The organism is Microcella alkalica, from assembly GCF_014595885.1.
GTDB classification, from domain to species: domain Bacteria; phylum Actinomycetota; class Actinomycetes; order Actinomycetales; family Microbacteriaceae; genus Microcella; species Microcella alkaliphila_B.
On record NZ_JABUKC010000003.1, the window covers coordinates 196329 to 217927 of the forward strand.

At 66.8% G+C, this 21599-nt stretch carries 15 protein-coding genes and 1 pseudogene; 4 read left to right on the top strand and 12 right to left on the bottom strand.

Annotated elements, in window-relative coordinates:
- Window positions 1-109: 109 nt before the first annotated feature.
- From ID804_RS08680 to ID804_RS08705, 6 genes are all read right to left on the bottom strand, one after another.
- Window positions 110-622, bottom strand: coding sequence for a hypothetical protein (locus ID804_RS08680; RefSeq protein ID WP_169079418.1), 513 nt, complete (start codon window positions 620-622; stop codon window positions 110-112).
- 205 nt (window positions 623-827) lie between these two features.
- Entirely contained in the window at window positions 828-2642 is a 1815-nt protein-coding gene (locus ID804_RS08685) for a DUF4012 domain-containing protein (RefSeq protein WP_169079416.1), read from the bottom strand.
- A gap of 1 nt (window position 2643) precedes the next feature.
- Window positions 2644-4236 carry a sugar transferase gene (locus tag ID804_RS08690; protein WP_396790331.1) on the bottom strand — a complete coding sequence of 531 codons (1593 nt, stop codon included), beginning with the start codon at window positions 4234-4236 and terminating at the stop codon, window positions 2644-2646.
- Between the two features lie 47 nt (window positions 4237-4283).
- Window positions 4284-4907 (bottom strand): arsenate reductase/protein-tyrosine-phosphatase family protein, encoded by a 624-nt coding sequence (locus ID804_RS08695; protein ID WP_169079414.1) that lies wholly within the window; start codon window positions 4905-4907, stop codon window positions 4284-4286.
- Window positions 4904-6304, bottom strand: a complete 1401-nt coding sequence (locus ID804_RS08700; RefSeq protein ID WP_169079412.1) for a tyrosine-protein kinase domain-containing protein — start codon at window positions 6302-6304, stop codon at window positions 4904-4906. Before ID804_RS08700 ends, ID804_RS08695 begins: the two co-directional genes overlap by 4 nt.
- Window positions 6305-6415: 111 nt before the next feature.
- On the bottom strand, window positions 6416-7486 hold the full coding sequence (locus tag ID804_RS08705) for an aspartate-semialdehyde dehydrogenase (RefSeq protein WP_169079410.1): 1071 nt from the start codon (window positions 7484-7486) through the stop codon (window positions 6416-6418).
- Window positions 7487-7561: 75 nt separating this feature from the next.
- Here ID804_RS08705 and ID804_RS08710 point away from each other — a divergent pair, with 75 nt between their 5' ends.
- Window positions 7562-8872 carry a UDP-glucose dehydrogenase family protein gene (locus ID804_RS08710; protein ID WP_169079408.1) on the top strand — a complete coding sequence of 437 codons (1311 nt, stop codon included), beginning with the start codon at window positions 7562-7564 and terminating at the stop codon, window positions 8870-8872.
- A 16-nt stretch (window positions 8873-8888) separates the two neighbouring features.
- Here the strand turns inward: ID804_RS08710 and ID804_RS08715 are convergent, their stop codons facing one another.
- Window positions 8889-10154 carry an aspartate kinase gene (locus ID804_RS08715; RefSeq protein ID WP_169079406.1) on the bottom strand — a complete coding sequence of 422 codons (1266 nt, stop codon included), beginning with the start codon at window positions 10152-10154 and terminating at the stop codon, window positions 8889-8891.
- A gap of 434 nt (window positions 10155-10588) precedes the next feature.
- On the opposite strand from ID804_RS08715, the gene ID804_RS08720 reads away from it, so the two are divergent.
- Window positions 10589-12094 carry a cell wall-binding repeat-containing protein gene (locus ID804_RS08720; protein ID WP_169079404.1) on the top strand — a complete coding sequence of 502 codons (1506 nt, stop codon included), beginning with the start codon at window positions 10589-10591 and terminating at the stop codon, window positions 12092-12094.
- Between the two features lie 5 nt (window positions 12095-12099).
- Here ID804_RS08720 and ID804_RS08725 read toward each other — a convergent pair.
- Window positions 12100-12318: pseudogene (locus ID804_RS08725) on the bottom strand (amino acid kinase family protein); the annotation flags it as partial.
- Window positions 12319-13857: 1539 nt separating this feature from the next.
- Between ID804_RS08725 and ID804_RS08730 the strand changes: the two are divergent.
- Entirely contained in the window at window positions 13858-15066 is a 1209-nt protein-coding gene (locus ID804_RS08730; protein WP_169078845.1) for a lipopolysaccharide biosynthesis protein, read from the top strand.
- A gap of 23 nt (window positions 15067-15089) precedes the next feature.
- Window positions 15090-16079, top strand: coding sequence for a glycosyltransferase family 4 protein (locus ID804_RS08735; protein WP_396790514.1), 990 nt, complete (start codon window positions 15090-15092; stop codon window positions 16077-16079).
- 180 nt (window positions 16080-16259) lie between these two features.
- Here the strand turns inward: ID804_RS08735 and ID804_RS12420 are convergent, their stop codons facing one another.
- From ID804_RS12420 to ID804_RS08755, 4 genes are all read right to left on the bottom strand, one after another.
- Entirely contained in the window at window positions 16260-17552 is a 1293-nt protein-coding gene (locus ID804_RS12420) for an O-antigen ligase family protein (RefSeq protein WP_169079400.1), read from the bottom strand.
- A gap of 128 nt (window positions 17553-17680) precedes the next feature.
- The gene (locus tag ID804_RS08745) at window positions 17681-18775 is read right to left on the bottom strand and encodes an acyltransferase family protein (RefSeq protein ID WP_169079398.1); all 1095 of its coding nucleotides are present in this window, start codon (window positions 18773-18775) and stop codon (window positions 17681-17683) included.
- A gap of 125 nt (window positions 18776-18900) precedes the next feature.
- On the bottom strand, window positions 18901-19506 hold the full coding sequence (recR, locus tag ID804_RS08750) for a recombination mediator RecR (protein ID WP_169079396.1): 606 nt from the start codon (window positions 19504-19506) through the stop codon (window positions 18901-18903).
- 3 nt (window positions 19507-19509) lie between these two features.
- A complete protein-coding gene (locus ID804_RS08755; RefSeq protein WP_169079394.1) occupies window positions 19510-21522 on the bottom strand; it encodes a DNA polymerase III subunit gamma and tau in 2013 nt (670 codons plus the stop codon).
- Window positions 21523-21599 lie beyond the last annotated feature (77 nt).

The window sequence follows — 21599 nt, forward strand, 5'->3', positions numbered from 1 at the left end:
AGCGCGCTACGCGGTGCGCTCGATGCCGTCGCGTGGCCGCCGTCAGGTCGGGTGCCGGGAAAGCGCGAGGCCCCGCCGGTGTTCCGGCGGGGCCTCGCGAGGAAGGACGCTACTGGGCGGCGCTGCGACGACGCGTCGCGGCGACGACACCGGCGGCAGCCGCACCGAGCACGACGGCGCCGGCGCCGAACCACAGCACGGGAGTGAGGTCGGCAGCACCGGTCTCGGCGAGGCCGTCGCCGGCACCACCGTCGACGGGAGCCGCGGCGACGGTCAGCGAGAGGGTCTGCAGGTAGGTGTCGACGCCGTCATCGGCCGAGACCGAGAGCGTGCAGCTGCCGGTGGTGCCCGCGGGCACGGTGGCGGTGAAGGTGATGATGCCGTCGGCGCCGACGGTCACGCCGTCGATCGCGGTGACGGTCGAACCGCACGTGAGGCTCGCCGTGACGTCGGTGCCCTCGTCGAGACCGGTCTCGACCGACGTGAAAGTCACGGTTCCGCCTGCGGCGACGGTGTTGGTGTTGACGCTGCCGCCGGTGTATTCGGCGGCGAAGGCGGCAGCGGAGCCCGTGAGCACGAGGGCACCAGCGAGAGCGCCGGTGGCGAGAAGGCGAGCGATCATATGTGGTTCCCCGAATCTGGTGTGGCCGGTCTTCAGGGACGACGCCGAGCGCCCCCCCTGATGGTCTGCTTCGAGACTAGCTAAAAGTTCGTCTGAGCGATACTTCGATTCTCACGATTCCGTAACTCCGGAACGCGAGAGCTGACGCTCGGCCAGGCTATCGCCGCCCCCGGGCCGGATTCTGCGCCCTCTTCGGGGGCGGCGGTCAGTCGTCAGCGGCCACATCGCGGCAGCTGAGCGGCGCGTTCGGAGTGAGGAGGATGGAACTGGCGGCCGGAGTGTGGTCGATGTCGAGACGCGCCGACGAGGGTTCGGCACCGACGAACAGCACCTCGAGCTCGGCCAGCTCGCCCGGCTCGAGATCGATCGTCGCACCGGTCGCGGTCAGCCCGTCGTGCTCGGCGGAGACGAAGCCGACGCTCTGGCTGTCGAGTCGAACGTCGTACGCGACGGAGCCCGGGGGGCCGTAGACGAAAACGTTCGTGCGGATCGTGCCGGCGGGCACGCCGAAGGCCCCTGCGCCGGTGACGTAGTCGGGCAGCGTGGTCGCGGCGTTCGCAGGGGCGGTGTTCTCGAGGCGCACGGCGACGCGGTAGCTGGGCCGCTCATCGTCGCGGCACGTCACCGATCCGAGCCCGATGGCCGTGCGGAGGTAGTAGTCCATCTTCGCGCCGGTCGAGTCATTGAGGTACACGCCGAAGAGGGTGACGCGCTCGTCGCTCACCGGCAGCGCGCCGGCGAGGTCGATCGCGGTGAGCACCTCCTGCTCGTCGGGGTCGGCGCTCCAGACCGTCAATCGGTCGTTGCCGGCGGCGTTGACGAGCGCGTCGACCAGCGCGCCCGGTTCGACTCCCCCGTTGGTGACGGCGGCGAAGACCCGCTGCGCGGCGTCGGCGAAGTAGGCGTCCTGCGCGCTGGGCTCAGGCAGGCGAGCGTAGGTGTCGCTCAGCAACACCTGCACGGCGTTGTCGCTCGTGAGCTCGGTGCCGTCGGCGAGCGCGACGGGGCCGGTCGCTTCGAGGATGCGCGCGAGCGCCGGCACGTCGAGGCCGATGACCCCGTCGACGGTCTGCCCCTGCCGTTCGGCCCACATCGCCTGCGCGAGCTCGGCGGAGCGCACGAAGTCGGGGGTCGCGGTGACGTTCTGCATGAAGAGCCCGGTCGCCTCGCCGAAGAGCGTGCGCTCGACCTCCGTCAGCGGCTCGGGCGCGGTCGCGAACTCGCCGAGCGCCGACGCGCTCGACTGCGCCGTGATGGCGAGCGCACCGTCGTCGGCGGTGAGCACCGCGAGCGCTCCCGGAATACCGCCTCCGGCCCGCAGCTCGGCGTTGTTGAGGAAGAGCAGCAGGTAGTCGCGCTGGGCATCGCCCCCGAGCATCCCGGGCAGCAGTCGCGCTGCGGTGTCGAGGCCGCTCACGATCGACGCGGTCTCGTCGACGAGCCCGACGAGCTCACCCACGGCTTCGCTGATCTGCGGCAGCGTGCCCTCGGTCTCGATGGCGGATGCTCGGGCGTCGGCCTGCTCGAGGGCTGTGGCGGCGTCGGCGAGCACGGGCGCGGCGTCGAGGATGGGCTGCAGGTCGATGCGCCCGTCGCGCGGAGTGAGGCTGCCGAGCGTGATCGACGAGGCCAGCCGGCCGAGCGGCGGCAGCGCGTCGTCGGCGACGTCGTCGACGGTCGCCGCCGCTTCGCGGAACGCGCGCAGGTTCTGTCCCGCCCACGGCACCAGTTCGACGGCTCGCCAGACGGGGTCGCTCGTGAGCTCGCGCGCCGACTGCGTGCGGCCCTGCAGCTCGTCGAGCTCGGCGGCGATGTCACCGTCGCCGTCGGCCACCTGCTGCCTGACCGCCGCGGCGAGCGGCAGCGCGCCGAGGAGCTGGTCGCGAGCGGCGAGGCCGCGGAGCACGACCCAGGCGGCGACGCCGAGCAGCACGGCGAGCAGCGCGACGAGCGCGATGACGACGGGGCGGCGGCGGCCTCGGGCGGCGGCGCGTCGCCCTTCGGCGCGAGTCGTCGTCATGTCAGAAGGCCCCTTCCGAGCGCAGCACGGCGCGCAGCGTACGCCAGAGGATGATGAGATCGCCCGTCATCGACCAGTTCTCGACGTAGTAGAGGTCGAGTCGCACGCTCTCCTCCCACGAGAGGTTGGAGCGCCCGCTCACCTGCCACAGGCCAGTCACGCCAGGCTTGACGAAGAAGCGGCGATGCACGTGGCGCTCATAGACGGCCACCTCTCGCTCGAGCGGAGGGCGCGGGCCGACGAGCGACATGTGACCGGCGAGCACGTTGAGCAGCTGCGGCAGCTCGTCGAGGCTGTATCGGCGCAGCACCCGCCCTGCCGGCGTCACGCGCGGATCGTCCTTCATCTTGAAGAGCACATCGTTGCCCGCGTCGCGCTGCGCCGCCTGCAGCTCGGCGAGGCGCTGCTCGGCGTCGACGACCATGGTGCGGAACTTCAGCATGCCGAAGGGTCGCCCCTCGAACCCGACGCGCTGCTGGCGGAACAGCACGGGCCCCGGGCTCGAGGCCTTGACGACGATCGCGATGACGAGCAGCACCGGGGCGAGCGCGACCGTGAGCACGAGCGCAGCGACCAGATCGAAGGTGCGCTTGGAGAACCGCTTGAAGCCCTCGTAGCGCGGCGTCTCGATGTGCAGCAGCGGCAGGCCGGCGACAGGCCGCATGTGGATGCGCGGGCCACCGATGTCGGTGAGGCTCGGCGCGACGACGAGGTGGTGCCTGCCCGGTTCGAGCGACCAGCTGAGCTCGCGCATCCGCTCGGTCGGCAGCTCGTCGGAGCTCGTCACGATGACCGTGTCGGCGGCTGTCTCGTCGAGCAGGCGGGGCAGGGATGCGAGGCCCGCGCCCGTGGGAAGGGCTGCGTCCCACGGGGCGGGGCGGGCATCCGCCACCCCCACGAAGCAGGCGCCCACCACGCGGTAGCCGGCTGCGCTCGCGACCGCGAGGTCGGCCGCGAGCGCCCCGGCGGTGCCGGGCGTGCCGACGATGATCGCGCGCGAGGAGTAGCGGCCGTGGGCGCGCTCGGCGATGAGCCATTGGCGCCAGATCCAGCGTGTGGCGAGCAGGGCGAGCAGGCCGAGCGGGAAGCCCGTGAGGATGTACCCGCGCGCGAGGTCGAGCTGGAACAGGAACGCCACGATCGCGACGATGCCGAAGAGGCGGAATGCGGCGTCGGCGATGCGCTTGTACTCGGTGCTGCCCGCCCCCACGATGCGCGGGTCGCGGGTGGCGAACATTGCGAGCACGGCCATCCAGGCGGCGATGAGCACGATCGAGATCTCGGTGTAGTCGATCGTGAGGTCGCGCGCGGCGGCGCCGGTGGCGAGCTCGGCGCGGTCGAAGCCGAACCACAGCAGCTGCGTGCCGATCACGGCCCAGGCGACGGCGAGCAGGTCGGTCACGACGAGCCGCCGGCCGTAGCGGTGCGCCCACGCGCGATCGACGGCGTGCTCACGCGGCGGATGCGCGCCGGCGGCGGGCTCGCTCGCGGCCCCGAGTGCCGGGGTGGCAGCAGCGACGTCGCGCTCAGGAGACATCGGCACGAGACCTTCGCGATCGGAGACGGTGAGGGGTGGATTGCTCACCTTGAGCATAGACAGGTCTGCAGACGACGAGGCGCCGCGCGCGCGTCGCCGCGCGATCAGGCCCGTGCGGCGATCGCCCGCAGGGCCGCCTCACTGCGCTCGATCGCGTCGGCGATCTGGGCGCCGGATCGGTCGTAGACCTCCTGCTGCTGCCGGTACGGGTCGACGACGTCGTCGTCGGCGGGGTCGGCCGGCGGCGTGGCGAGGCCCCGCTCGGCGAGCATCATCGGCACGAGCGCGCGCAGCGCGTCGGGCACGGGCTGGGCGCGCAGCCGTGCGAGGTCGGTCTCGATGCCGGGCGCGGCGGCCAGGCTCTCGAGCAGGCGCGCCGCCTCCCGCAGGGTGACGGTGCGGCGGTTGGCGCGCGGCAGCAGGCGCACGATCTCGGCGCGGTGCTCGCGCGTGAGGGCGAGCACGAGGTCGGCGCGGTCGATGAGGTCGGCATCGAGCATCCGCGGGGCGTGCACCGGGCCGGGCTCGGCGCCGAGGGTGCGCGCGAGCTGCTGAGCCTGCTCGGGCATCTGCGCGCCGACGAGGGCGAAGGTGCCGGCGCTGGAGAAGCGGGCGAAGCGCTCGCCGAAGCGAGCGCGCAGCACCTGCTCGGCGACGGGCGAGCGGCAGACGTTGCCGGTGCAGACGACGAGCACCTCGAAGCGGTCGGCGCCGGCGTCGACCGTCATCGGCCGCGGCTCGCCTTGGGCCGGCGCGGCGTCGTCACCGCGTTCGCCTCGGCGGTGTAGCCGTAGCCGCCGTAGCCGTAGCGGCCGTAGCCGTAGGCGTCCGGACCCTTCGTGGGCAGCATCGTGATGATGATGCCCGAGACGCGGGCCCCGACGTTCTCGAGCGCGGCGAGCGCGCCCTCGAGCTCGCGGCGGTCGGTCTTGCCCGCGGCGGCGACGACGAGGGCACCCTTCGTCATCTTGCTGACGAGGGCGGCGTCGGTGACGGGCAGCAGCGGCGGCATGTCGATGATGACGACGTCGAATTCCTGCTCGAGGGCGTGCACGAGGCTCTGCATGGCGCGCGAGCCGAGCAGCTCGCTCGGGTTGGGCGGCACCGACCCGGCGGGCAGCACACTCAGGCCGCGGCGACCCCAGGGCTGCAGCACGTCACCGAGGCTCGCGCGCTGGATGAGCACGTCGGTGAGCCCGACGGCGCCCTCGAGACCCATGTACTCGGCGAGCTTGGGTCGGCGCAGGTCGCCATCGATGATGACGACGCGCGCGCCGGAGTCGGCGAGCGCGATGGCGAGGTTGGCCGACGTCGTCGACTTGCCCTCGGCGGGCACCGAACTGGTGATGACGAAGCTGCGGGCGCCCGGCTCGATGTCGAGGAACTGCAGGTTGGTGCGCAGCGTGCGGAAAGCCTCGGCGCGCGGGCTGTGCGGGTCGTCCTGCACGATGAGGGGGCGCTTGACGGCGTTCGGGTCGTAGGCGATGCCGCCGATGATCGGCGCCTGGGTGAGCGCTTCCACGTCGCGCTGGCCCCGAATGCGCGTGTCGAGCACCTCCATGAGCACGGCGAGGCCGATGCCGACCGCGAGGCCGATGAGCAGACCGAGCGCAAGGTTGAGGTTGGTGTTGGGCGAGATCGGCTCGCGCGGCACGGAGGCCTCGCGCAGCACGCTCACCGAGACCTGACCGGAGGTGATGTCGTCGATGACGGCCTCGAAGCTCGAGGTGGTGGCGTTGGCGATGTCGGCGGCCTCGGTGGGCGACTCGCGCACCACCGCGATCTCGATGTTGACGGTGTTGAGCGGCGCCTCGGCGGTGACCGACTCACCCAGCTCATCGGCGGTCTCGTCGAGGCCGAGGCTCGCGACGACGTCGTCAAGCACGCGCGGCGTGCTGACGGCCTCGGCGTACGAGCGCACCTGGTTCTGCGCGAAGCTGCCGCCCTGGGCGAGCTCGCCGACGGTGCCGGAGCTCGGCACGTAGACGAAGACCTGCGTCGTCGCGCGGTACTGCGGGGTCATGAGCAGCGTCGCGGTCGCCGAGGCGGCGATGCCGACGAGGGTCAGCACCAGGATGACGAGCCAGCGCTTGCGCAGGATGCGCAGGTAGTCGGCGAGTTCCACGTCGTTGAGCCTCCAGGCACGGGGTCGAGTCTGGAAGCCACGCAGCAGTGCCGGCCCCCGACAGGCGAGTCTATGTCAGCCCTGCGGCCCGCCGGGGTCGGCGACGCGGCGTCAGACGGCGGTGAACTTCTTCGCGGCGACGAGCTCGGCGAGCTGCACCGCGTTGAGGGCGGCGCCCTTGCGCAGGTTGTCGTTGCTGATGAACAGCGCGAGGCCGCGTCCGCCGGGCACGCCCTCATCGGTGCGGATGCGCCCCACGAGGCTCGGGTCGGCGCCGGCCGCGTCGAGCGGCGTCGGCACGTCCATCAGCTGCACGCCGGGCGCGTCGGCGAGCAGCTCGCGCGCGCGCTCGGGGCTGATCGGGCGCTCGAACTCGGCGTTGATGGCGAGCGAGTGGCCGGTGAAGACGGGCACGCGCACACACAGGCCGCTCACGAGCAGCTCGGGCAGCTCGAGGATCTTGCGGCTCTCGTTGCGCAGCTTCTTCTCCTCGTCCGTCTCGCCGAGGCCGTCGTCGACGAACGAGCCGGCCTGCGGGATGACGTTAAAGGCGATGTTCTTGGGGAACTTCCCGGGCTCTGGGAAGTCGACGGCTGAGCCGTCGTGCACGAGCTCCATCGCGTCCTGTGCGACGACGGCCTTCGCCTGCTCGAGCAGCTCCTCGCCGCCGGCGAGGCCGGCACCCGAGACTGCCTGGTAGGTGCTCACGATGAGGCGCTGCAGCCCGGCCTCGCGGTCGAGCACCTTCAACACGGGCATCGCGGCCATGGTCGTGCAGTTGGGGTTGGCGATGATGCCCTTGACCGCTTGGTCGATGGCGTGCGGGTTGACCTCGCTGACGACGAGCGGCACCTCAGGGTCCATGCGCCAGCCGGAGGAGTTGTCGATGACGGTGACGCCGGCGGCCGCGAAGCGCGGCGCCTGGGCCTTGCTCGTCGTGGCGCCCGCGCTGAAGATCGCGATGTCGAGGCCCGTGGGGTCGGCCGTCGCGGCATCCTCGACCACGACATCCTGATCGCCGAAGCGCAGGGTCGTGCCGGCACTGCGCGCGGAGGCGAAGAAGCGGATCTCGGCTATCGGGAACGCCCGGTCGATGAGCAGCTGACGCACGACGGCGCCGACCTGGCCGGTGGCGCCGACGACGCCGATGCGGATGCCCGTGGAAGAAGTGGTGGCGGTCACCTCTCGATCGTACTGTCGGCGCGGGGGCGGCCCGAACGTGCGGCAGAGTGGTGGCACCCGACGAAAGGTTCACTCATGCGGCTCTCCGTCATCGGTTGCGGCTACCTCGGCGCGGTGCACGCCGCCGCGATGGCCTCGCTCGGCCACGACGTGGTCGGCGTGGACACCGACGCCGCGAAGGTCGAGGCGCTCTCCGCCGGCCGCGCACCCTTCTTCGAACCGGGTCTGCCCGAGCTGCTGGAGGCCGGCGTGGCCTCCGGTCGTCTGCGCTTCACGACCGACATCGCCGAGGCCCGCGGTGCCGCCGTGCACTTCATCGCGGTCGGCACGCCGCAGCGCCGCGACTCCGATGCGGCGGATCTCACGTTCGTCGACGCCGCCGTCAACGCCCTCGCGCCGCACCTCGCATCCGGCGACGTCGTCGCGGGCAAGTCGACGGTACCGGTGGGCACAGCCGCGCGACTCGCGTCACGCCTGGCCGACACGGGCGCGACGCTCGTGTGGAACCCGGAGTTCCTGCGGGAGGGCTGGGCGGTGGAGGACACGCTGCGCCCCGACCGTCTGGTGGTGGGCGCCCCCGACGGCGAGGCCGGTGCCGCAGCAGTCGCGCTGCTCCAGCAGGCGTATGCCGAGCCGATCGCGACCGGCTCGCCCTTCCTCGTCACGGATCTTGCGACGGCCGAACTGGTCAAGGTGGCGGCGAACGCCTTCCTGGCGACGAAGATCTCGTTCATCAACGCGATGGCCGAGATCGCGGAGACGGTCGGGGCCGACGTGAGCCATCTGGCGGATGCCCTGGGCTACGACGACCGCATCGGCCGTCGTTTTCTCGGCGCGGGCATCGGGTTCGGCGGGGGCTGCCTGCCGAAAGACATCCGTGCGTTCGCGGCTCGAGCGGAGGAGCTCGGCCGCGGCGAGTCGATCGCGTTCCTGCGCGAGGTCGACGAGATCAACCTCCGGCGCCGCACGCGCGCGGTGCAGCTGGTCGTCGAGGCCCTCGGCGGCTCGGTGCACCGCAAGCGCATCACCGTGCTCGGCGCCGCGTTCAAGCCGCACAGCGACGACGTGCGCGATTCACCCGCTCTCGAGGTGGCCGTGAGATTGCACGGCCTGGGCGCGGAGGTTCGGGTGACCGACCCGCAGGCGATCGAGAACGCCCGGCGCGTGCATCCGCACCTGACGTACGTCGCCGACCGCGACGCGGCGATCACCGACGCCGACGCGATCGTGCTCGTGACGGAATGGGACGAGTACCGGCGCGAGCTGACGCCCGAGCACGCGTCGAGCCTCACGGCCGGCCGCGTCATCGTCGACGGCCGCAACTGCCTCGACCCGGCGGCGTGGCGCGCGGCGGGCTGGCAGTACGAGGGGCTCGGGCGCCGCTGAGTGAACGCGGCCCGGTCTAGCGACCGGTGCCCGCGTAGACGCTCGCCTCGGTGTCGCCATCCAGCCCGAAGGCGGAGTGCACGACCTGCACGGCGTGGTTGAGGATGTCGGCGCGCGTCACGACCGAGATGCGGATCTCGGAGGTGGAGATCATCTCGATGTTGATGCCCGCGTCCTTGAGTGCGGTGAACAGCTGTGCGCTGACGCCGGCGTTGGTGCGCATGCCGCCGCCGACGACGGAGAGCTTGCCGATCTGGTCGTCGTGCTGCAGCGACTCGAAGCCGACCGCGGGCTGCTCGGCGCGGAGCGCGGTGAGCACCTTCTCGGCGTCGCTCTTGGGCAGGGTGAACGAGATATCGGTGCGGCCGGTGGAGGCGGCGCTGACGTTCTGCACGATCATGTCGATGTTGGCGCCGGTCTTGGCGACGATCGTGAAGATGTCGGCGGCCTTGCCCGGGGTGTCGGGCACGCCGACGACCGTGATCTTCGCCTCGCTGAGGTCGCCCGCGACGCCGGTGATGATCGGTTCTTCCACTTCTTCTCCCTCAGTCGGGCTGATGACCCAGGTGCCCTCGTCGTGCGTGAACGAGGAGCGGACGTGCATGGTGACGCCGTGACGGCGCGCGAACTCGACGGCGCGGATGTGCAGCACCTTCGCGCCGCTCGCGGCGAGCTCGAGCATCTCTTCCGCGGTGACGCGGTCGATCTTGCGCGCCTTCTTCACGACGCGGGGGTCGGCGGTGAAGACGCCGTCGACGTCGGTGTAGATCTCGCAGACGTCGGCCTCGAGGGCGGCGGCGAGCGCGACCGCGGTGGTGTCGCTGCCGCCGCGGCCGAGCGTGGTGATGTCGCGACTGTCGCGGTTGAAGCCCTGGAAGCCGGCGACGATCGCGATGGCGCCCTGGTCGAGCGCCTCGCGCACGCGGACGGGGGTGACGTCGACGATGCGGGCGGCGCCGTGCTGGGCATCCGTGATCATGCCCGCCTGGCTGCCCGTGAACGACAGGGCCTCGACGCCCATGCTCTTGATCGCCATGGCGAGGAGCGCCATCGAGATGCGCTCACCGGTGGTGAGGAGCATGTCGAGCTCACGCGGGTCGGGGAGGGGGCTGACCTCGTGGGCGAGGTCGAGAAGCTCGTCGGTCGTGTCGCCCATGGCGCTCACGGCGACGACGACGTCGTTGCCGGCCTTGCGCGTGGCGACGATGCGCTTGGCGACGCGCTTGATGCTCTCGGCGTCGGAGACGGAGGATCCGCCGAACTTCTGCACGATGAGGCTCACGGCGGAACTCCTGTGGCTGTGGGGGCTGGGTGCGCGTCCGCTCGCCGCCCCCGGTGGGGTGCGGATGACAGGTGCTGCAGTGACTTCGCGGGGGTGACCGCCCTCGTCGGCCGGACGCACGGCACGACGGCGGCGGCGGGCCTTGGATCGATTGTAGCGGGGCCGCGTGCCACGCCCGGCATGAACGAGGGGCGGGCATTCGTGATCCTCAAGTCGGCTGATACGGTCGAGAAAATCTCGGAGGAACCATGTCGTCTCTGTCTCGCAGCGCAGCGAGAGCGCTCGGGGTCGCCGTAGCGCTCGTGGTCTCCCTCAGCACTGCCTCGCACGCTCATGCGAGTCATCTCGATGGCGTCGACAACCCCGGCGTGCTGTCGGGCATCGTCACCCTGATCGGCGCCGACGGTGTACCGACCCCCCTCGTGGGTGCTGACGTGAGCGTGTACACCGACGGCGATCGAACCGCCGGTGCGGGCACGGACGGTGAGGGCCGCTTCTCGATCCAGGTCGCCCCGGGCACCCACACGATCGGGGTGACGGGCCGCAACCCGGCGACGGGGCTGCTCGCGCTGCCGGAGTTCTCGGGCGGCTCCCGCTCGCTCGAGGGCGCAGACGCACTGACCGTCGCGCCCGGCCAGACGATCGTCGACGCCGACCTCGAGCTCGATGCCGGCGGTCACATCCAGGGCTGGCCCTATCTCGTCGTGCAGCCGGAGGGCACTGTCCGGGGTCCGGACCCCTTCTTCACGGTGTTCACGCTCATCCACGAGGACGCCCCCGGGGGCCCGCAGACGCTGCCGGCCCAGTGGGCGTCGCCGATCGGCGAGCAGCCGGTCTCGCAGCCCCTGGAACCGGGGCGGTACTCGCTGACCGTGCTCTCGAACTGGTGGACGAGCGGCGCACCGTTCGACCCTGAGTCGACGAACATCGAGCTGTACGGCGAGCGGCGGGATCTTCTGGTGACGAACGGGGCACGGACGCCCTACGAGCTTGAGCTGCAACGAACCGTTCCGGTGGTCTCACGCGCCGACGGGCCCGATCGCTTCGCGGCCTCTGCGGCGATCTCGGAGCGCTTCTACGAGCCCGGCGTTCCCGTCGTCTATCTCGCCACTGGCGAGAAGTTCCCGGATGCTCTGGCCGGCTCGGCCGCCGCGGGGAAGTCGCCTGCGGAAGGACCGCTACTTCTGACGGCGGGGTCGTACCTGCCGTCTTCCGTCGCGCAGGAGCTGGACCGGCTGCAACCCGCACGAGTCGTGGTGCTCGGCGGGCCCGCGTCGGTGAGCGACGCCGTCGTCGATGAAGTTCGTCAGTACAAGCCCTCCATCTCGCGCATCAGCGGGCCCGATCGCTACGCCGTGTCGGCGGCCATCTCCGCAGCGACCTTCGAACCGGGCGTGCAGGCGGTCATGATCGCCACGGGCGAGAAGTTCGCCGACGCTCTCGGTGGGGGCGCTGCGGCCGGCGCGACCGACGGCCCGCTCCTCCTGGTCGGCTCCAACTTCCTGCCCGCCTCGGTCGCCGCCGAGATCGTGCGCCTGCAACCTCAGGAGATCGTGGTGCTCGGCGGGCCCGCTTCGATCAGCGAGAGCGTCGTGCAGCAGCTTCGCGCGCTGAACAGTTCCGTCTCCCGAGTGGGCGGAGCAGACCGCTACGAAGCCTCAGCAGCTCTCGCCGCCGCCCGCTTCCCCGGTCGCCCCCAGGTCGCATACCTATCGACGGGGCTGAACTTTCCGGACGCTCTCTCTGGCGGCGCGCCGGCCGGCGCCCTCGATCACTTCGGGCCGATTCTTCTGACCGACCCGTCGGGCGTCTCCGACGCAGTGGTCAGGGAACTGGTTCGCATGCGGCCCCTGCGGATCGTGATCCTGGGCGGGCCGGCCTCGGTCAGTGACGCCGTGCGTGCTCAGGTCGAGGGTCTGTTCTCGACAGACTGGTTCTGAGCGCGCCCGTCTGTGAGGAGCTTGACGACCCGGCGCAGGTCGGGCAGGGGGCTGGCCTCGTGGGCGAGGTTGAGCAGCTCGTCGGTGGTGACGCCCATGGCGCTGACCGCGACGACGACGTCGTTGCCGGCCTTGCGCGTGGCGACGATGCGCTTGGCGACGCGCTTGATACTCTCGGCGTCGGAGACGGAGGATCCGCCGAACTTCTGCACGATGAGGCTCACGGCGAAACTCCTGTGGCTGTGGGGGCTGGATGCGCGTCCGCTCGCCGCATCCGGTGGGGTGCGGGTGGAAGGTGCTGCAGTGACTTCGCGGTGGTGACCGCCCTCGTCGGCCGGACGCACGGCACGACGGCGGCGGCGGGCCTTGGGTCGATAGGATCCGGGTCCGTTGGCACAAGTAGGATGCGCGCGGCAAGCAGAACGGAGATGTCTGAGGTCCGGTTCTAACTTGAATCGTGGACGACTGAACGCACCTCAGAGTCGCACAACCGTTCGCCAGCACCACGCCGCCACAAATTCTGCTGAGCGCGTCATGACATAAAATCTGAACGAGCGACAGGCACCGCTAGAGGCCGCGCCCGCAAGTTGAGTGGGTCGACGTACGATGAAATCCGATACGCGCGGAGTCTAGACAACTATCTTAAACGAGAGAGATCGGCCGCGAACTATTGACAAACAAAACGCATTTGGTAGTCGCCGAGAGCATTCGCGGACACCGGTTGTCGTACGTCCGTTATCTCATAAAATATTCAGATCGTCAGACCTATATCTATCTCGCGCTACCTGAAGGCTCCCACAAGGAAGACGAGTTCAAGCAACATCTCTCTTCCCAAGATGCCAACCGATTTCGCGTTATTCAAATCAGCGATTTTAGCCGCAACAACATTCAAGTACTTGCCGCGTCGCTCAAACCGAGTTCGATTATATTTATCGACGGCGACTCTTTCCTTCGCGACGTTATTCACCACGGCGCCGTAGCAAAGTGCCCGACAACTCTTTTGATCATGAGGGTCCTGGGTCAATCAAGGCACAAAACTTTGCGTCAATTACAATCCCTTGCGAAATCCATCCTTCGGCTAGTTGCTCGATCTAGACACTCCGTGCGCGTAATTTGTCTACGGAGCCCCACAACAACGACGCCCGGCGCCCATGACATCCTTGACCCCATAGAAGTTTCAACTGAGCTACAGCATGTTCCTGCCGAATTCTTGAACGCGAAGGCTGACAGCCCGGGCAGGTTCTGGTTCGGGATAGTTGGAGCGATAAGCTCTCGCAAGAATGTCGATATCGTGTCCGAAGGTTTGGCAGCACTTGGCGACTCATGCGGTTTCGTCCTTGCGGGAAACTCCGAACAGGACGAAACCACCGTCGCGAACTGGCTATCTCCTCTTAGGACGCTCGGCATACCAGTTCTCCGCTTACCTCGGGTTCTCGAGGACCAAGAGCTGGACTCGCTCATTGCAGCACTGGACTGTGTGGTACTTGCGCACTCAAACGAAGGACCAAGCGGCATTCTTGGGAAAGCTCTCAGCGTAGGAACACCGGTTCTCGCCGCCGGAGCGAAGAGCCTCCGGCACGACATCTCTCAGCTCGGCGGAGCCGGGGTGTGGGTTCCGCTTACGTCGGATGGAATCGCCTCCGGCGGCAAACGAGTGGCGGGGTTGCCGACCAGGCCCATGCGGCTAGACGCCTCCCCAGCGAGTTTTGCTCGAGGACTCCTTGAATGCCAGTAGTTGATCGAGATCAGTTTCCGGGAGAATCTTGAACTGGACGCGTAAACCCACAGGACAAACAATACTGTTTGCCCTAGCTTCGGCGACATCGCAGGTCGTGGTGGCCATTATGTATCTCGTCGCGGCCAGGCTTAGTGGCCCATCGGATTTTGGAATCGCGGCGACTATAATCGCTATCAGCTATACCGTTGTCGGAGTTGTCGATTTCGGAGCCTCATCTTACTGGATTCGTGAACTTTCGTCTGGTCGATTGCTTATGCGTGAGATGGTTGAACGCTCTCTAAGTAAGAATCTTTGGCTTGCCGCTATTCTGACTGTTCTCATTGTTGTGACGTCAACCCTGCTGCGAGATTTCTCGCTCTGGTGGGTTGGTGCGCTTGCAATCGGAATTTCCCTGTCATTATCGACCCAGGTCGCCCTTCGCTCCTCAGCGCGGAGCGACCTACTTGCTCGCTCCATACTGATAAGTAAACTCATCATGGCCCTTTGCATGGCATACCTACTGGTCATTGGCGTCGCCGCCAGTACAGCGCTAATCCTGACGATTGCGATCGGATCAGTCGGTGAAGCTGCGCTCAACATGCTAGCAACCGCCCGAGTATTCCGCGGGGGCAGGCCCACAAGGCTAGTATTGAATCCGTGGTCGGGTGCGACCAACTACGGTCTGAGTAGCACTGCTAATGCAATCCAGTCGGTCGACCTTCCGTTGCTCGCTGCGCTTGCCGGCACGGCCCCCGCGGGGATCTATGGCTCAGTCAATCGCTGGACTCAGCCTTTGGGACTATTGGCTAGTGCTTTCGCCTCCACATCGGTGCCATTTATGGCAGCCGCGCGATCCCTCAGAGGATCATGGTCCGCGGTACGAAATGCGGCATGGATGCTATACATCAGCCTCTTTGCGTCGGGCGCGATGATCCTCTTGGCACCCCAGCTGGTCCCCGTGCTGCTGGGGGGCGCCTACACCGACGCGGTTCCGGTTCTGCAAGTACTCGCTCTAGGAACTATTCCGGCTATTCTGAACCAACCGATGGCTGTAGCACTTCAGACTCACGGCATGGATCGGGCTGTGGCCGTCATCACAACAAGCTCCGCCTTCGCTCGACTCGCAATCGTTGCGTCCTTTGCGGTGGCGATGGGGGCCCTCGCGGCGTCTTGGGCCTTCGCCATCACCCAAATGTTCGCCTCATCCGTCTACGCCTTCCTGCTCCTTCGAGGGCTGCGAAAGGAAGATTCTTGATACCCCGCGTCCGCATTGTGCAAGTGTTGCTGTCTCCTCAAATTGGGGGTGCGGAGACACTTGCCGCTTCGCTCGATCGTGAGTGGAGTTCCACCGGGCATTGGACAAGGATCGTCTATTTGGATCCCACTCAGTCGAAATGGTCGAGAGCCAAGAAGCTGCGCGAACTAAGACGAACGTTTGACGAATTGACGCCAGACCTCATCATTGCGCATTCGGCGCTTCCAAGCCTCTATTCACGAATTGCACGGCGACGTTCAGCGAAATTGTTCTCAGTGTTGCACAGCGCTTCCGACGACTTTGCTGATTGGAAACTTAACCTCGCCGAACGACTCCTCTCGGTTCGCACGGACCTGGTCGTTGGGGTGGGCCACGGGCAAATTAGCGCCTACAAGGCGCACTTTGGCAATCGTGTGGATGTTCGCTACATACCTAACGGCGTGTCCCCCGAGTTCCGACCATCTGTGCGAACGACAGGCTCCAGCATCGAGGTCGTGACTATCGGTCGAATAGTTCCGCAAAAGAACCCGGATCTCTGGCGCGCCGCGGCGGAATCCGTCACCAAAACCCATGCCGGAGTCAGCTTCACCTGGTACGGGCCAGAGAATTCATCGTACGAGAAGCCCGCTATACCTTCTCACCTGTCCCCCCAGCTCAGGTTTGCAGGTCCGACAACCGTACCGTCCGAAGTTCTAAGGAGGGCAAGCCTTCTTTTCCATCCCGCCTCTCGCGAGGCCAATAGTATTGTACTTCTTGAAGCTGCCACCATCGGCGTGCCTATTGTCTGCAGCGAGAATGTCGCAAAGACCCTTCCAGAGAATGTCGTTCACGTCACATTTGCTGATGACCACCATGACGGCGCTTCAGAGTCACTCCGTTTCGCAATTGAGAATCTAGACTCGATGACTGCGGCGTCTCGGAAGGTGGCTCCGGCGCTCTATCGCTCCTTCTCTATTAGCAATACGGCCAACAGCTATATCGAGCTATACCTCGATATTGTGAAGACGAAATAGTGGTCTTCTGGGCCCCCAGAGACCAGAGTTGCGACACCTAGGCCCGAAGGTCCCACACTCGTGAACGCAGGGCAGACTGTTCGCGCCAGCTGTCGCTGGCTGGCGACGAAACGTGGGCTCGCTGCGATCCCCCGTAAATGGCCCCGGCTAGACAGGACCGCTATCTGATCAGCCCAGATCTCATGTCGCACTGATCTGAGGGAGATGCTCGGTGGGCGCCGCACTCGCACGCCTTCGGTGTGAAACGTCAAGCTCGGATCCGACCGCCATTAGGGCAAGCACGAGGGCAAACGCGAATCCACGATCCTCGAGCGGGGTACCTAATGGCAAGTAGATTACTGCGATGCCGATAAAGGTCCAGAATATGGTCGACGCAGGGTTGAATCCATACTCCCGCGACGCACGATGCACTCCAGTTGCGAGAGTGAACAAGAGACCAATGACTATGAGCGTGCCCAGCAGCCCGAGCCGAACGACTGTAAGTAGCGGAGTGTCCAGCGTGAAGGGAATTGAATACCCCAGGCCATAACCAAGAAGAGGGCTCAATTCAATCAATGCAAGAGCTTGTTCATACTGCTGAGATCGGAGAGCGAAGGACAAATCGGCAACAGGCTCGCCGATCAAGAGGTTCTGCAGGGCGCCAAACCTAAGGACGAGAAAATCTCTATCCGCAATGACGTTCGCGGATATGAAAGCCGCCATTGCAGCCGCCGGTATTGCCACAACGGCTAAGAGCACAAGGACGCGCAGCGGCGGTATTCTGGACTTTCCGACTTTCCCAATGCTAAATACCACAGCGAGGAGCAGCAGAATGCTGGACCTTGTCCCTGTAACCGCAAGCATGATTGGAATCGAGATCGCGGCCCCCACTGCGAGTAGCTTGTCTCTGAAGGCTTTTGCCGACAAGGCAAGCAGGACTGCAAGCGAAAATGCGAGTGCAGGCAGAAAGAACGAAGAGACCACAATGCGATCGATATTGAGCGCCGTGACGCCCCTCCTATTTAGCCAGTCGATCATGAAGCCCGCCGCAGCCAAAACTCCGATGACCAATATCACTCGATATACTGTGGCTGGCCTTAATTCCCGGCCGGCGTCTAAGCCTACGATTGGCGCGATGACAAGCAAGACGTAGTAGATGGCCTGTCGACCGAACGTGACAAAATCTACCCCCTCAGGTGAGGCCAATAGTCCCAGCGCCAGTATCGCCAGCAACGCCAAGCCCCAGCCAAGGGCGGGTCTGAAATGTTGGACATAAGCTGGCGGGTCCTTCAAAAGGCGATATAGAGAGACCGCCCCGCACGCTGCAACTATTGCTGAGTATAGGACTTTTGTGACGCCAACATCGGTGGACGACCCAAGTACGAAAAGCCCCCCAACTACAATTGTCAATACCCTGAAGGTTGCCGATCGCACCAAGAGGACGATTAGGAACGGCAACGCTGCCATACTCAAGCCGGCGGCCTGGTCTGACACGAGAAGAGTTGCGCTAAAGACGACCCAAACGGCCGCTCCGAGACCAGTCGCGACGGTTCCTAAGCGAGATTTTTGTGATTGTATTGATCGCAACGAGGAGACAAAGTATTGCTTCGCTTGCTCCGAGGTCATCTGGCGCCTGTCACGGCCGTCGCCGACCGTCGCCGGAGCGAGGGTCTCTCAAACAACCAGTAGCTGGAGAGTGTGACAACGGCCACGAAGAGCACCGCCCCTGCCGCGAGCAAAGGTGTCGGCAGGTCGATATTGTCCTTATCCAATACCTGCATTGGCAGCAGATGCCAAAGATAGAGGCTATAACTCACCTGTCCTATCTTGACGAAAGCTGGAGACCGTAGCGGCCGCAGAGTCCAGAGTCTGTCGTCGATCGCCCCGACGGTGATGATCGCTCCCGTTGCGAATGCGGCGAGGGGGAACCCCACCCAGCGATACGCTTCCATCTTTTCACCTGACCCAAGTACTGTCCACAGTACGAGCGCGCCCACTGATGCGATAACAATGGCGTTTCCCAGTTTGTCGTTCATCTGCGGACTGGTCTTAAGCATCTTTTCCAGGTATAGAGCGATCGCGCACCCTAGTAGTATTTGCGATGCGCGCGAAGTCGGTCCGTAATAGAACCAATCCGCGCTGGATGGTAAGGAAATTAGGTAAAATATCACCGCAAGCATTATGGCGATGCCGGCCAGTACTAGAGCGCTGAGACGTCGTGCTCGAGCCCATATTAGGAGCGCGGGCCACACCACATAGAATATCCACTCGTTCGCTAGCGACCAGGTGTGTGCGAATGGAGAATCCCCAAGACCTAGTCCCTTGTATATGGACATGCCCTGAGCTAGCGCGAGGGAAGCTCCCCCAATCGCCGCGCTGCCACTAACGGGACTCCCTACGATGGCAATAATCAACGTGGCGACGGTCAAGAAGAATATCAGGGCCGGCAGCAATCTTTTTGCTCGACGGAGCATAAACTGACGGTAGGTTCTAGCACCATTTTGGTTTTGACCGGCCGTCCAGAGAAGCTTCGTAATTATGTATCCGCTAAGCACGAAAAACACATCAACACCTACATAGCCACCCCGTGCAACCGGCAGATATGGCTGAACCCAATGAACGCCGATCACCAACAAGATGGCGATGGCGCGAAGGCCGTCCAGATAGAGAATTCGATCTGCTGGCCTCGAGTCGCGCCGTGTCGGTGAGATAGCCACGGTCTCGAGGATAACCGAGTGACTGTCATGGCACGCGCGCTCCTGGTCGTGCGGCCGATGAGCGACCGGAGTCAGAGTTGCAGCCGTCGGCGTCGAAGCACCTGTCTCCGCATCGGAGTGATGGGCTATCGCTGTGTGTCCACTCGACGTCGCCCTTCAAAAGCGCGTCCAAGCGTCACCTCGTCGGCGTACTCGAGGTCGCCGCCTACTGGCAGGCCGCTTGCGAGGCGCGAGACGGTGAGGTTCGGCTGCACGAGCAGGCGAGTGAGGTAGGTGGCCGTGGCCTCGCCCTCGAGGTTAGGGTCGGTCGCGATGATGACCTCGGTGACGGTTCCGTCGCTAAGCCGCCCGAGTAGTTGCGCAATGCGGAGGTCGTCGGGGCCGATGCCATCGATAGGACTGATCGCGCCGCCGAGCACGTGGTAGAGCCCGCGGAACTCGCGGGTGCGCTCGATCGCGACGACGTCCTTCGCCTCCTCCACGACGCAGATCGTGGTCGGGATGCGGCGCGGGTCGCGGCAGATGCCGCACGTCTCCTGCTCGGCGACGTTGCCGCAGATCTGGCAGAAGCGGACCTTCTCGCGCAGGTCGGTGAGGAGCTGCGCAAGGTGGCTGACGTCGAAGCTCTCGGTCTGGAGGATGTGGAAGGCGATGCGCTGCGCCGACTTCGGCCCGATGCCGGGCAGGCGACCGAACTCGTCGATGAGGTCCTGGATGATGCCGTCGTACACGGGCTAGTCGTCCTCTCGCGGAGCCGGCGTGAGGCTCACGGCGGGCTCGATGATCTCTTCACCGATGAAGCGCGCGCCTAGCACCTCGCGCACGACGGACTCGCCGTAGCGCTGACGACCCGCGGCCTCCGCGGGGTGGATAGGCGGCGGGGGCGGTGAGGGCAGGTCGTCCGCGGGCTCGTCGTCGGCCGTCGGGGCGTCGGCGTCGTCGAGCGCGGGGGGCTCGTCGTCCGTCGACGCGCTCGCCGCGGCGGTGGGCGCCGCGGACCCGGGGATCGCGACGACGTCCCAGCCCGTGACGGGCGCGGTGGCCGCGGGAGTGGCCGGCTCGGCCGGCCGCTGCGCTGCGCTCGCGGCAGTCGGGGCGGGGTCCAATCGCGGAGCCGGGTCGGGGTCGGCCGGCGGCGCCGTCTCGCTCGGCGCTTGCGCCGAAGCCGCGGACGGCGCGGGCCGCGGGGCGCCGCCGAGGCGCACTTTGAACTTCACGCGCACGCCGTGGTGGTGCTGGATCGCGTTGCGCACGTGCTCGCTCACGCTGTCGGCCGGGCTCGTGCGCTCCTTGAATCGGTTCGCGTCGCTCTCGGAGGTGAAAGCGAGCGTGAGGACGTCTCCGTCCTCCAGCTCGACGGGCTCGGCGAGATACACGACCGTCCAGGCGCTCATCTTCTCGGACTGGATCCGCTCGAGGATCGCGGGCCACGTCTCGCGAAGAGCATCGAGGGTGAGCGGACCGGCGGAGGCGGCGGACGCAGCGGGGGCGGCGGCGGGCGGCTCGACCGGAGCGCGCTCAGCCGAGGGCTCGGAGGTCGGTGCAGGGGCGGGCTCGGAGGCGGGCGCAGGAGCCTGGTCCTGGGCGGGCGCGGCAGGAGCAGCGGCGGGCGCGGGCGCCCGGAGGACCGGCGCCGCTCCGCTCAGCGAAGCGGTGACGAGCACGCGCGCCATCATGAGCTCGAGATGGAGGCGCGGGGACGTTGCTCCCGTCATCTCCGTGAGGGCGCGATTGACGACATCCGCCGCCTTCGACAGATCGGCGGGCGCGAAGAGCGCGGCGTGCTCGTGCATGCGGGCGAGGTCGTCGGCGGGGATGCCCCGCAGCACGTCGCCCGCGTCGCCCGCGGTGGCCTGCACGACGATGAGGTCGCGGAGACGCTCGAGTAGGTCGTCGACGAAGCGGCGCGGGTCCTGGCCGGTCTGGATGACGCTATCGATGGCGTGGAAGGCGGCGTTCGCATCGCGTGCGGCGATCGCGGAGACGACCTCGTCGAGGAGCGAGCCGTGCGTGTAGCCGAGGAGGGCGACGGCCCGCTCGTAGGTGACGGTGTCGTCGTCGCTGCCGGCGATGAGCTGGTCGAGGAGGGAGAGCGTGTCGCGGACCGAGCCGCCGCCCGCCCGGACGACGAGAGGGAGGACGCCCGGCGCGATCGTCACGCCCTCGCTCGCCGAGAGCTCGGCGACGTAGTCGAGGAGCTGGGCGGGCGGCACGAGCCGGAAGGGGTAATGGTGCGTGCGCGAGCGGATGGTGCCGATGACCTTCTCGGGCTCGGTTGTCGCGAAGATGAACTTGATGTGCTCCGGCGGCTCCTCGACGATCTTGAGCAGCGCGTTGAAGCCGCCCGAGGTGACCATGTGGGCCTCGTCGATGATGAAGATCTTGTAGCGGTCACGAGCCGGGGCGAACACGGCGCGCTCGCGCAGGTCGCGGGCGTCGTCGACGCCGCCGTGGCTCGCGGCGTCGATCTCGACGACATCGAGCGAGCCTCCGCCGGCGCGCGACAGCTCGACGCAGCTTGGGCAGACGCCGCACGGGGTGTCGGTCGGACCCTCGGCGCAGTTGAGGCAGCGAGCGAGGATGCGGGCCGACGTCGTCTTACCGCAGCCGCGCGGGCCGCTGAAGAGATAGGCGTGGTTCACCCGGTCGCTGCGCAGAGCGGCGCGCAGCGGATCGGTCACGTGCGACTGGCCGATCAGCTCGGCGAAGGTCTCGGGCCGATAGCGGCGGTAGAGGGCGGTGGCCACCCGATCAGCGTAGTCGGGCGCCCAGACATGAGAGTCCGGACGCCAAGTGGCCGGAACACAGACAACATCAGACCAGA